The 13,674-nt window shown below is 58.2% G+C and carries 6 protein-coding genes; all 6 read left to right on the top strand.

Going from position 1 to position 13,674, the window contains the following annotated elements; genetic code table 11:
* Positions 1 to 3 precede the first annotated feature (3 nt).
* From H8711_RS02980 to H8711_RS02955, 6 genes are read left to right on the top strand one after another with little or no spacing between them, the layout of a single operon-like run.
* Complete coding sequence (locus H8711_RS02980; protein WP_249282052.1) at positions 4 to 3,603, top strand: DUF6079 family protein; 3,600 nt, start codon at positions 4 to 6, stop codon at positions 3,601 to 3,603.
* A 10-nt stretch (positions 3,604 to 3,613) separates the two neighbouring features.
* Positions 3,614 to 4,777: an aminotransferase class V-fold PLP-dependent enzyme gene (locus H8711_RS02975; protein WP_249282051.1), complete on the top strand. Its 1,164-nt coding sequence runs from the start codon at positions 3,614 to 3,616 to the stop codon at positions 4,775 to 4,777.
* Between the two features lie 2 nt (positions 4,778 to 4,779).
* Positions 4,780 to 6,546, top strand: coding sequence for a hypothetical protein (locus tag H8711_RS02970; protein WP_249282050.1), 1,767 nt, complete (start codon positions 4,780 to 4,782; stop codon positions 6,544 to 6,546).
* 13 nt (positions 6,547 to 6,559) lie between these two features.
* Positions 6,560 to 8,065: a methylation-associated defense system protein MAD7 family protein gene (locus H8711_RS02965; RefSeq protein WP_249282049.1), complete on the top strand. Its 1,506-nt coding sequence runs from the start codon at positions 6,560 to 6,562 to the stop codon at positions 8,063 to 8,065.
* Positions 8,062 to 8,349: a hypothetical protein gene (locus H8711_RS02960; RefSeq protein WP_249282048.1), complete on the top strand. Its 288-nt coding sequence runs from the start codon at positions 8,062 to 8,064 to the stop codon at positions 8,347 to 8,349. The genes H8711_RS02965 and H8711_RS02960 overlap by 4 nt, the downstream gene beginning before the upstream one ends.
* On the top strand, positions 8,234 to 13,666 hold the full coding sequence (locus H8711_RS02955) for a winged helix-turn-helix domain-containing protein (protein ID WP_249282047.1): 5,433 nt from the start codon (positions 8,234 to 8,236) through the stop codon (positions 13,664 to 13,666). The genes H8711_RS02960 and H8711_RS02955 overlap by 116 nt, the downstream gene beginning before the upstream one ends.
* Positions 13,667 to 13,674: the final 8 nt, after the last annotated feature.

Raw genomic sequence — 13,674 nt, 5'->3', positions numbered from 1 at the left:
TCCATGAAATACGGTAGTTTCATCCGGGTGAACGAGAAGTTTCAGACCTCGATCAACCTGGAGTATGACTTGAATCAAATCGACAAGGTCGATTGTTACATACCGACCGAGCAGTCCGTCAAGATTCTCGGCGATTTTTTGCAATCCTTCTATTACGACAACAACACGCAAAACAGAGCGACGGTGTTCATCGGCCCGTATGGACGTGGAAAATCTCACCTCCTGCTCATCCTCACCGCGCTGACCTCCCTCGACGTGTACGCTGTCGGCGGGGGGACGGCAGAGGAGGCCGCGAGGGCGCAGCGGGAGCTCTGCAGCAAGATCAGCGCCGTCAATCCCGAGGTCGGCGAGCTGGCCAAAGTTGTGGTGGAGTCTGGCATCCGGACGCTGCCTGTGATCGTCAACAGCAACACGACCGACATCAATCAGGCGTTTATCGTCGCGCTGCGGGACGCGCTGGTCAACACCGGCCTGCAGAACCTGCTGCCTGAGACCTACTTTGACGCTGCCTGCGCCATGATCGGCAAGTGGGAGGCGTCCTTTCCCGAGGCGTACGAAAAGCTGGGCCGGGAGCTGAGGCAGCACAAGCGCTCGGTCGAGGACCTGCTGATCGGCCTCAAGCGGTACGACCAGGCTGCCTACGAGCTGTTCTGCGCCTGTTACCCCTCGGTGGCTGCGGGCGCGGAGTTCAACCCCCTCATCAATATGGACGTGGTCAAGCTCTACACATCGGTGGTCAACGCCCTTTGTGAACAGACGCCGTTTCGTGGCATCAACATCATTTTCGACGAGTTCAGCAAGTTCCTGGAGGCCAATCTGGACAGGAGCAGGATGCTCAACTTCAAGATCATCCAGGATATGGCCGAGGCCGCGACCCGCAGCGGCAGGCAGCAGATTCATTTCACCTGTGTCACCCACAAGGAGATTTTAGACTACTCCGCCAGCGACAGCTTCAAAACGGTGGAGGGGCGCTTCCGCCAGCTTCGCTTCATCGCGCCGTCCGAGCAGAGCTACGAGCTGATTTCCAACGCGATTGAAAAGGCGCCCGAGTTTGAAGACTTCAAGCGGGAACACCGGGCGGAGTTTGAGCGGGCGATCAGCGTCTCGTCGATGGTGGGCGTGTTTGGCGACCTCTCGCAGCAGGCGTTCGAGCAAAAGCTCGTCTACGGCTGCTTTCCGCTGTCCCCCCTCAGCGCATACGCGCTACTCAAGGTCAGCGAGAAGGTGGGGCAAAATGAGCGGACGCTGTTCACCTTCCTGGCGCAGCGCGATGCAAACACGCTCTCCGCGTTTCTGCAAAACGACTACGACACCCTGCGGTTCCTCACGGTGGAATCGATCTACGATTATTTTGGGGAGCTGTTCAAACGGGAGGTGTTTAACACCACTGTGCACAGCATCTGGGCCAAGGCCGATTCCGCCATCCGGCAGGTTTCAGACGGGGATCAGCTCAAAATCCTCAAGGCGTTCGCCGTCATCAAGATCATCGGGGACGAGGCGTTTCGATGCACATCGTCGCACATCAAAGCGGCCCTGATGATGGACGACGACCGGTTCGCCAGGGCGAGCCGCGAGCTGCTCAAGCGGCATATTCTGGTGCAGCACGGTTCGTCGGAATACGTCCTGATGACCGCTAACGGCGTGGATGTGCAGAAGAATGTGGAGACCTACGTCAAATCCAAGCTCGCGCGGATCAAGACCTGTGAGGTTCTCGCGGACGTGGTGGACCTCGGCTTTGTGATGCCGCGGGAATACAACGACAGGTTCCGGATGGTGCGCTATTTCAAGAATATTTTCCTGGAGGCCAAAGTCTTTCTGCACTACCAGGACGCTTCACAACTTTTGGCCGATTATCCCTACGACGGCCTCGTGATCTACATCGTCAACGAAGGGGAGGTCGCGGCTGAGGAGATCGAACAGAAGGTGCGGTCGTTTCACGGGCAGCCGCAGATCGTGCTGTGCATGTCCAAGGCGTTTTTTCAGCAGGAGGAGCTGCTGAAGAAGTACGTCGCGATTCAGCGGCTCAAGGCGGATATGGCGGATCAGATGGGGGACCCGCATTATCTCGAGGAGATGGACAACCTGGAGGAGGATATCTTCCGGCAGATCCACCAAGCGGTACAGGACCTGTACTCGCCGGGCAGCCCCAACAGCTACTTTGTCAATTGTGACGGGCCGTTCCCTGTCATCTGCCGCCAGGTGGAGCTCAACCACGAAATCTCCCGCATTTGCAGCGTTTGCTATTGGCAGACCCCGGTTGTCAACAACGAGATGGTCAACAAAAATGTGATAACACCTCAAATCCGCAAGGCGCGCGCCCTCGTCGCCGACTGGATTCTGGAGCGCGCCGACGACAACGTGATCCCCTGTATGGATGGCTTTGGCCCGGAGGTGAGCATTTTCAAATCGATGTTTGTGCGCACAGGTCTGGACCGCTCCACCGAGGCGCAGGACCCGGGCATCCGCGCGGTACTCGGCGAGATCGCGCGCTTCATCACCTCCTGCGAGGAGGAGCGGCGGAACTTCGGCGCTCTGTACCAGACGTTGACAGAGGCCCCATTTGGGGTGCGCAAGGGGGTCATCCCCCTGTTCCTCGCCTATGCCCTGCGGCAATACAGGGAAAATGCCGTCTTCTACTATGCGGGCAAGGAGGTCGAGCTCTCCTCCGCCATCCTGGGCGGGCTGGTGGAGGCGCCGCAACAGTATGAGATGCTGCTGGAAGCGGGCACGGGGGAGCGCGAAGCCTACTTGGACCGTCTGGAAACCCTGTTCGCCCCCTATCAGGACCTGAGAACCACCAGCGTCAACCGCATCTACCGCGTGGTCAAGAGTATGCAGAACTGGATGCGCGCGCTCCCCGAATATACCAAGAAGTTTGGGTCCTATTGGGAGAACGGCGAATCCAAGGCCGTCGGCGAGGAGGTCAAAACCATCCGGCGCGAGCTGCTGAGGTTTGAGACAAACTCCCGCGAGCTGCTCTTCAGCACCTTCCGCCAAAGCCTCAGCCCGTCCGGCGACATATCCGAATGCTACGTTGAGATTGAGGGCGCGAAATCCTTTTTGGAGGGCCACCTGCAGCGCTGCAAAGCGGAACTCAGAGGGAGGCTGATCGCGCAATTTGCGCCGGGCTACCGGGGTGGGCTCTCCCGCGCGATTCAGACGTGGCGGGACGGTCTGCCCGCGGCGGCCAGAACCCACCTGTTCGACAGTACCGCAAACGAGCTGCTATCCTTCGCGGGGAAGCTCAGCGGGTACGACGACGAACAGACCCTGGACGACCTCGTCTACCGCTTCTCTTCCATGGCGATCGAGGACTGGAACGACGCCCTGGCGGCGCAGTTTGACGGCGAGATATCGTCTGCCATCCGGCGGATCAACGAGTATCAGGCGGATGGGGAGGCGCAGGGGGCGGGTCCCTGCAATGTGGTCATCAACCTGACCGGACGGAGGATAGAAAAGGCGTTCTCGGAGGAGGAAATCTCCCCGCTGGGGAGGACGGCTCTCAACAACCTTCAGGCCGTCTTCGAGGAGTACAACGGCGCGCTGGAACCCGACGAACAGCTCGCCATTCTGATTCAACTGATGAAAGACCTTTTGGATTAAGGAGCGCCGTATGAACGATATGATTTATTTGGATAACGCTGCGACGACCTTCCCCAAGCCGGAATGCGTTTACCGGGCGGTCGATTTCGCACAGCGTAATCTGGCCGTGAACGTCGGCCGCGGCTCTTACGCCGCTGCAAAGTCGGCCGCGGCGGTGGTCGATGAGGCGAGGGCGCGCACAGCGAAGCTGGCCGGTGCGAAAAGCCCGGACGATGTCGTCTTCACCCCGTCTGCAACCATCGCCCTCAACGAGATTCTGTTCGGGCTGGAGTGGGACGAGTATAAAAATGTCTATGTCACCCCATTTGAGCACAACGCGGCGGCCCGCCCGCTGGAGGCCATCCGCCGGAGATGCGGCGCTGCGGTGCACCTGCTGCCCTACGATAAGACCACCTACCAGCTCGACGCCGCAGAGATGGAGCGGCTGTTTTCAATCGACCCACCGGACTATGTGCTCGTCGATCACGTCAGCAACGTGATCGGCCTGATCTCCCCGCTGGATGAGATTGTGCGGGCGGCCAAGGAATACGGCGCGGCGGTGATCGTCGATGCGTCCCAGTCGCTGGGGCTGCTCGACATCGACCTTTCCGTGTCCGGCATCGATTTTTTGGTGTTTGCGGGCCACAAAAATTTGTACGCCGCATTCGGCGTGGGCGGATTTGTCAAAAACAGCGGATATCCGCTTCATCCCTTTTTTGCAGGGGGGACCGGTTCTGATTCCCTCAACCTCGGTATGCCGCCCTCGACGCCCGCGGGCTACGAATTTGCAAGCCCCAACGTCATCGCGATCGCGAGCTTGAACGAATCGCTTCAATGGATCGAGTCGGTCGGCAGGGGCCAGATTTACCGGCACAAAAAGGACCTGATGCGCAGGCTGATCGACGGCCTCAGCGGCCTCGGCGGCGTGAAGCTCTACCTCCCCGCAGATTTGCACCGGCACACCAGCGTCCTGTCGATCAACCTGGAAGGGTATGAGGCCGGCGAGGTCGGCGCGATCCTGGACCAGGATTACGGGATTGCGGTGCGGACCGGATACCACTGTGCGCCTTATGTGCACGATTTCATCGGATCGACTGTTTATAAAGGGACGGTTCGCCTGAGCCTGAGTTATTTCAATACGATGGAGGAGATCGACACAGTGATCAAAGCCGTTTCTGAGATAGAGGGGGCATGACCATGAACGAATTTGTCAACTACCTGAACTCGACCAACAATGCGGGCAGCGATTCCACCGGTTCCCTGGCGGAGGTGCAGGTGAAAAGCGCCTATTACGACCGGATCAAGGTAGACCGCAGGCTGGGCGGGTATATCGCCGAGGGGCTGGAACGGCAGCGGTACGAGGCGTTTGTGCTGACCGGCCACGCGGGCGACGGCAAAACCAGCATTTTGGTGCAGGCGCTCAAACAGGAGGGTCTGCTGGCGCCGACGGAGGGCCTGGAAAAACAGAAGGATTACGAGCATTTCTACTATGTCAAGGATATGAGCGAAATTCCCAAGCACGACCAGACCGGGGTGCTTCGGAAAGCGCTCGAATCTCCGGCAAATGGGAAAAGCAGCCTGCTCATCAGCAACACCGGGCCGCTGATGGATGTGTTTGTCAAGCTGGTGCAGGAGATACGCGCGGAGAAAGGGTCGCCGTTTGGGGAGGACGAGAGGATCGAGCTCCAGTCCACCCTGCTCAGGCAGCTCGACAGGAGCGGGGACGCTGCGATTGAGATCGAGGGGTATTCCTTCGTCCTCGTCAACATTGCGCGGGTGGACAACGTCGCGTTTGCCGGCAGAATTTTGGAAAATATCCTCGCGGACGACCTGTGGGCTGCGTGCGACGGCTGCGCCTGCGAAGACCGCTGCCCCATCTGCTGGAACCGCAGGTATGTCAGCGAGCACCGCAAGCGCGTGCTGGCGTTTTTGGAAAATTATTACCGCTACCTATACGAGAATGACAAGCGCATGACCATCCGCCAGATGGTGGGCCAGATCAGTTATGCACTCACCGGGAACCTCACCTGTGACGCCATCCAGGGGCATTATTACAGGGCCCCTTTCTTCGATTACAACTTTGCCAACCTCTTTTTCGGCTGTGTCGGCCTGCGCGACGACAAGGACGCGGGCCAGGTGAAGGGAATCGAGCAGATCAGGAGCCTGGAGCTGGACAAAATCGCGCTGGATGCGGACTACAGCCTGTTTGTCAACCATGATTATACCTGCTTCAGCCCGGAAATCCAGACGGAGCTGACCGAACTGTTCCGGAAAAACCGGAGATATTACCGGATTTCAGAGGAGGGCGCGGCCTCCTCCAACCCCGTGCAGAAGCGCGAAACCCAATTGCGCCGGGCGGTGCGGCGGTTCTATCTGATGTACAGCATGTGCAGCGACGAGGCTCAGATGGAACAGGTGATGAATCAGGTGTTTGGCAGGCATTTTACCGACTATAAAAAGCTGATCTCCGGCCGGCAGCCCCGCCTGATGCTCAAACGGATGCAGAATACCATTTTTCAGGCGCTTTACAAGAAGAATACCGGATTTTTGCCCAGCGGGGACATGCCGCTGTTTTTGACCCTCCGCCGCGAGGACGACGTGTTCCAAAACGTGATGCTGGTGCTCGGCACGGTCAACAAGAGCGACCTCGAACTCTGCCAGCGGAAGGAGAACAACCGCTTTGAGGATGCTGATGAGAAGTGGTCGCTGGTGCTCAAGGTGAAGGATCGGGAGTTTCCCATCACCCTGCCGCTGCTCACCTATTTCAGCGCCCTGATCGACGGCGCGATCGCATCCAACAGCAATCCCGCGCTCACCCACGGCATCGCCAAGCTGGATGCCCTGCTGCATGAGCTGTACAGTTTTCATGACGACGACAACGAGCTCACTGTGTTGGTGAATACCGCGAAGGGGCAGCAGGTGAGGAAAATAGCTTTTGAGGAAGGAAAAATGTTGATCGACTAGGAGGGACGACATCATGGAGCTGTACCCCAGGACATACAAAAATGTGAACTCCTTGCAGAGCAAGCTGTTTGGGCACCGGATCAAGGCGGCCCAGACCAAATACGAGTATCTGATCGAATTTTTGCAGGTGGCAATCGCCCGCAAGGAGGACGCGCTCACCGGCAAGCCCTTCTCCGGTATGTTCCCGGTCGATCGCCGGGTGGAGGCCTACAACCTCACTTTTTTCCCTGAGACAAGGATCGGGCTCAAGCGGTTTGTATTCCTGCCAAAAAGCAAGCTGGAGGGCAAGGCGGAGGTGGATAAGCAGGCGTACCGGGAATGCATCTCGGCGCTGGAACAGAATGTGCTGGGTGCGAACGCCATGGCCAGACGGAATAACATCACGATCATTCAAAACCTCCTCAGCGGGTTCAGCGCGGTCAATCAAAACCGCTCCTGGTTCGACCAGAACCTGCTCCCCATCTGCCGCGAGGCCATCCTCCCCGAGGGCATGGGCGTGAAGCGCGTCCGCCAGGGCCTCACCTTCAGCGTGGGGGACGCCAAGGTGGACGGTGCGTTCGACTACCACCGTTACACCTACATGTGCCGCGGCGGGGAGGTCTATTACCTCCATCTGCTCAATGCCATCAACGAGTTTCCGGCCTATCAGGCGGTCATCGAAGCGCGGCTGACCCAGATGATCGACAGTTTTCCGCAGTTTTCCCACCTGTGCAACTTTGTGCAGGGGACTTGGGACAATTATATGATGGTTCCGGCCGAAGAAAAGAAGGAGACCTCCAAGGACCTGGGTGCGATTCCCCGCGCCTTTTCGCAGCGCAACCGCGATACCCTGTCCGAGCTCCGCAACTTTCTCAACAGCAAGTCCCATCCGTTCGAGAAGATGGAGATTCTTGCAGACGGCATCCTCCTGCAAATGCTGAGGATGATGTATCTCGCGGCCGCCATCGGGCGCGAGAGCAACTGCTGGGTGCTCGACATCAACTACAAGGGAATGGACAACAGCGAGATGAGAAAGACGGCGATTGCCGCCTTCAAACACAATGAAGAGGTCATCAGCAGTTACCTCTACCGCGGATACGCCGAGTTGCGCGATCAACTGGAGGAGCAGGACGAGCGAAAGGCCATCAAGGGCGCCGCGGAGGATTCCTACCGCCTGTTCCGGAAGATGGGTAAGGCGATCGGCGTTGTGATTCCCAATACCGGCGCGGGGATGCGCTTCTCCCTGTCCGAGGACATCATCAAGTTTCTGGTGCTCTCGCTGATCCCTCCCAAAAAGATGATCACCCTCGACGAGTTTATGGAGCTGCTCTACCGGCACTTCGGCATGGTCATCGGCAAGGAGCAGTATCTCAGGGAGGCGGCGCGCGGGTCGGTGAAGAAGCCGGGGGACACCTCCTGTCTGGAGGAGAACAAGCGCGCGCTCGCCCAGAAGCTCAAGGACTGCGGATTTCTGCGCGATCTGTCCGACGCGACCTCAATCGTCGAAAACCCCTATGAAAGCGAGGATGATTTGGTGTGAAACAGTTGACAAAAGTCCTGCTGATGCGGATTTTGGAACAGATGGAGCGGGAGCCCTCAAAAACCAACATCGTCCGGATCGAGGGGATCGACAATCCGGTCATCTACAGCGATGTCTGCGAGCAGCTCAAATATGCCGCCGGCAATACCTTTGTAGCCAAGCTCACCTATGAACGGTTCCAACAGTTCGAGCGGGAGAACAGGGAAGAGTGGAAGCAGGCGCTCGTATTTTTGCATCAGGGGGGAGAACGACAGCTACAGCACAGCGCTCACAGAGGCGTATAAGGCCAAGAGCTATGTCGATTTTGACGGCGCGATCACCAAATGGCGCAACGAATCTGCGGAGTATCTGGCGGCGACCCCAGCCCTGGTGGTACTGATGGGCACCGAAGCGACCGACGACAAGGGCAGCCTGGAGGATTCGATCTATGAGATCTCCACCAAGGAGATGATCGCGGCGCTTAAGGCCGACTATAGCGCCTGGTTCGGGGATATCCTGGCGGAAAACAACCTGGATACTGAAGAAAACCGCGCGGCGCTCAACACCCTGTATAAGACCATTTTTTCCAGCGCCAACGTGGATGTGTTCACCTACAGCGATTTTATCGACCGCCTCCACGACCTGTCGTTCGGTTCGATGCAGGAGCTCATCGCCTACATCTGTGAGACGCTGAACACCGTTTGGGGCATCCCGAGCGTGATCGATGGGCGGTCGGTGCCTATGGTCCGGAGCCTCAAGACCGGCAAGCCCGCAAAGATCATCGCCAATGCCATCCGGTTCATCGAACGGGCCGACGACATCCCCACCCAGTCGTATGAACAAAAGCTGCATCAAAAATTCCAGAAGTATGCGGAGGAGAATGAGGTCGATCCCGGCGCGGGTTTTCCACAGGAGACCGGGCTGTTTGTCAATTACGATGAGTTTGAAACGTGCGTCCTGGATTTCATGAAGGGGAAGGACCTGGACCTCAACCGCAGCCGGCTGCTCGCGGTCGACTACGCGATTCTGGACCGGATCATCGGAACCAAGATTCAGGGCGCGGACCCAAAGCCCAAAGCGCCGCTGGTGACAGGCGAACCGATGGAGGCATATTCCAGGATGTTCCTGCTCGCCGCAAACGACTTTTATGCGGAATATGGGATCTGTCCCGACGAGATTCGCGTCGAGATCCATAAGATCATCCTCTCCAACTGCACCGAGGACTCCAAAAGCGACGCCTACTGCAACCTCTGCGCATTTCTCGGCGGCATCCTGGAGTTTTTCCGCGGCGCAGGCATTCCATCGGGTGCGGGTGAGCTCTCCTTTTCCTACGACTGTTTCGGCACACCTGATCCGTTCGACTTTGAGCACTTCGACGCGATTCCCGTGGCTTGCCTCAAAACGGCCGGCAAGTGGGGCGACCCCTGCAAGGTCATCCTCACCCTGAGACTGCGCGGGGGCGGCGAGACCCACAGTTACGACTTTAAGTGGGCGTTCTCGCCCTATGCGGCGTGGAGCAACGCGTTTTCCTATCTGGACAACGTGATCGACCGCGCGGGGGAGCATGTCCTCCTGCCCACCCTGGTGGCCTGTGAAAACATCCAGGATTACCTCGCCTGCGAAAGCGAGGAGGAGTTTTATGCGCAGTTGAGCCAGTTGCGCGACGTCGTGCTCTATGAGGAGCACCGGAGGGAGGTCGAGCGGTACTTCGGAAGCTCGGATGCCGCTGCGAAATTCGATTCCCTCTGCTGGAATTTCAAGGATTTTGCGCTGCAGTTGAGCAGGCGCGGCTTTTTCCACGCGCTCGCGGAGCTCCAGCGGGTGGTCGCGGCATACCGCGACCTGATGCAGTATCTCCACGACCACTACGCCGATTTTACCGATGTGCAGCGGGAAAAGATTCCGCTGCTGCTCAACTGTTTTATGATCACCTCCAATCAGAATGTCATCGGGGACTGCGACATGGCGGAGGTGCTGCTGCCGGCCTATCACCCCGTCCTGCTCGAAAAGATCGACGCCAAGTTGCAATTCCTGCGCGACGGCTTTGCGGAGCTGATGGCGCAGCGGGCGACCGGCGCCCAGTCGGACCAGAGGCTGCTGGCTAAGCTGGAAAACCTTGTGCAGCTCTCCTCCATCACCCAGGGGGTGGATACCATCTTCAAAAAGGCCGCTAGCTTCCTCACCTGCAAGAGCATGTGGGAGTATTACGGCGTCTACTACGATGCGGCTGTGGATACCGATCTGATCTCCGGCAATTCGTTCGGGGCCTCTATCGTCACCGATGACGAGGACGCTTCCGCGATGCTCCATGTGTCCCCGCAGTCCAACATCATCGTGCGCAACGTCATGGATTACATGCGCACCTTTCCCGCCCGCGTGGACGGCCTGAAGATCGCGTTCGTCGCCCCCACCGACATGCAGCATATCGTCGCGGCGGTGCACACCATCGCCAAATACCTCGAGGACAGCGCGATTGTCGCAACCATTCATCTGAAGCTGATCTGCCTCAACAGCAGAAAGAATTCAGCGTCCTACCTGCGCAAGTGGCTGGACAGCTATTTCGACGACGAGCGTTCGGTCAAGGTGAACACCTTCCTTCGCTATCTGTCGATCGACGCCGATTCCGGGGTGGAGGAGCTGGAAGGGCTGCTGCAACACCACGACCTCTGCTTTGTCTACAACATTTTAAGCTCTGTGGGCGTTCAGTTCAGCCCGGCCGTCAAGGAGGGCGGCGCCGCGGATCAGGCGAAGTTTCCCATGACCTTGATTCCCGACACCATATCCGCGACCCACGGAAAGTCGAGAAAGGTCAACCTCTCTCAGTCCCAGTTTGCCGCGGCGCAGAGCCAGACGCAGGCAACCCACATGGTCGGGTACCCAGACAGCATCGACCGCGTCTACCGCGCGTACCGGACGCTGGAGCTATCCCCTATTCAGGAGCGGATCATCGACACAGCGCACATCTGCTGCAAGTGGGTCGTCTGTATTGACCAGGCGATCGACCGCCACATGCTGGAGACCAAAAACAGCAAGATCATTGGGTTTACCACGGGCGAGGGCCGCTATGGGGAGCTCAATGTCACGGTGTCCGCCCGCAAAGATTTGCTGCGCGATATCAAGCACATGCTCCGCAAACGGATTACCGAGAAGTTCGCCAACTGGGACGACGCCCGGCTGCAAAAGGCCGCCGATTATTGCGTGGACGGGCTTTCAGAGCGGATGGACGGCAGCCGCATCTTAAAAGCGCTCAACCCCTACGATTATGAAATCCACAGCTTTTTGGCCTACATCCTGACGCTCCAGATGCTGAATATGGCGGCCGCGGACGACCGGTACATCGTCCGCTCGCTCATCAGCCTCGACTCCTATCAGCACTGGTTTGCGGAGGACGGGGAGAAGTGCAAAGACAACAAGCGCCCCGATTTTATGCTGATTGAGATTCCGAACACGCCGGAGAACCTCTCGCCCGAGTGCCTGCTCCACATCGAGGTCAAGATGATCGAGTGCAAGATGGGGTATCGAAATGGGAATCAAATCGCCAAGGCGCGCGAGCAGTTGGAGAAGGGGCTCCGTGTGATGAGCGGCAACTGGGACCCGCGCAATTCGGGGGTGATGCGCCGCTATTGGCTCAACCAGCTTTACCGCGCCATCATTTTTTCGCCGCTCAACATGGAGAACACCGCCGCAGGCTATCACATCATCCGGGATAAAATCATCGGGATTCTGGACGGCAGGTTTGAGATCGACTGGACCGGCGATATCTTCGCCTTTTGGCTGGATGAGAACGACGACCGGCTGGACGAGTGGGAGATCGTCTCTTCGCTGCCGCAGGAGCTGGCGGATCAAGGCATCCGTCTCAATTCCATGGCCTGCCACACCTGCGGCCAGCTTCTGATACAGAAGATGCTGCTCCCGCAGGAGGAGCGCTCGTCCACCTTTCAATACAACGAGGTCGAATCGGAAGAAACCGGGGCGGAGGAGGCCGAGGAACCAGCGGCGGGGGACTCCGCTGCGGCCGTCGGCAGCGGCGAGACGATCCCCAGGACGCGCGACGCTTATCTCCCGTTCCTGCGTTTTTTGGCGGATGGCCAGGAGCACACCAGGCGGGATTCGCTCAACTGGTTCAAAGACGAGTTCAATATTTCGGTTGAGGATCAGCGGATCAAATATCCGAGCAACAACCACGCCAAATGGGAGACGGTGCTCGATTTCGCCATCACCGATTTCAGAAAAAACGGCCTGCTGGAAAACAGCGAGCTGGCGCGGTTTCATCTCACCGCATTCGGCGCGCAGCTATTGGATAAAATCAACCATGAGGGGCCGCCCCAGGCATTTCTGTCCTTTGTGGAGGCGCAGCGGGCCGTGCAGATGGGGCAGGTAGAGGTCGAACCCGAGGGCTCGACTGAGCGGCCCGGGGTGGAATCCGCCCCTTTGGCGCCTGCGGATGAGACCCCGGCCGGCGCGCCGGATGCGGCCTCCACTTTGGAGGAGCGACAGGGCCTCGGCGCGGTCCGGCTGCTGTTGGGGGAGGAGACACGGACAAAGGAGAAATATTATTGGGAGTTCGGCAACCGGGAGCTCAACAACCGGCATCTCCTGATCAACGGCAACTCCGGGTGCGGCAAGACATACTGCATCCAAGGGCTGCTCATGGAGGCCGCGCTGCAGGGGGTATCCTCGGTGGTGTTCGACTACACCGGCGGTTTTACCAACAGCAAGCTCGACCCGGTCTTTAAGGAGGCGCTCGGCGACCGGATCCGGCAGCGGATCATCCGGATTGAAAAAATCCCCATCAACCCCTTTGCCAAGCACGAAATCCAGATCGACGCGGAGCTGTTCGTGCCGGAAAACGACGTCGATATTGCGAGCAAACTCGCTGAGATATTTTCATCCGTTTATGCGCTGGGCGACCAGCAGAAGAGCGCGGTCTATTCCGCTGTGCTGGCGGGAGTCAAAGCGCATGGGGAGGCCATGAACTTCCAGCTCATGGTGGAGGAGCTCGAGCGGATGGGGACGAGCTATGCAAAGACGGTCGTCAGTAAAATCCAGGCTTTCACAGATATCGACCCGTTTGCCGTCGACGAGGGGTTCCGGTGGGAGGATATCCGCGATTCCCAGGGGATGGTCTATGTGATGCAGCTCACCGGCTACGGCCGCGACATTCAAATCCTGTTGACCGAGTTGATGCTCTGGGATATTTGGAGCTACAGCATCAAAAATGGCGATGAATCCAAACCGTTTATCCTGGTGCTCGACGAGGCGCAGAATCTCAGTCACAGCGATAGGTCGCCGAGCGCAAAAATCCTCACCGAGGGCAGGAAGTTCGGCCTTTCCGGTTGGTACGCGACCCAGTTTATGAAGCCTCAGCTTTCAGACGACGAAATCCAGCGCTTGCAGCAGGCCGGCCAGAAGCTCTATTTTTGCCCACCCGACGACGGCGTCACAATGGTCGCTAAAAATATCGATATCAATGCACAGGGCGCAAAGGAATGGGCCGAACGGCTGAAGAAGCTGAAAAAGGGCGAGTGTGTGACCTGCGGCAGCATGGTCAGAGGTGGTAAATGGGTCAAATACGACCCAAAGGTGATCAAAATCAGCAGCATGGAGGAAAGATTGCCGTAACATGGGCC

Origin of the sequence: Ligaoa zhengdingensis (assembly GCF_014384885.1) — a bacterium.
GTDB lineage: Bacteria > Bacillota > Clostridia > Oscillospirales > Ruminococcaceae > Ligaoa > Ligaoa zhengdingensis.
Note: the sequence above shows the minus strand (reverse complement) of the source record. Positions and strands in the feature narration are given on the sequence as shown.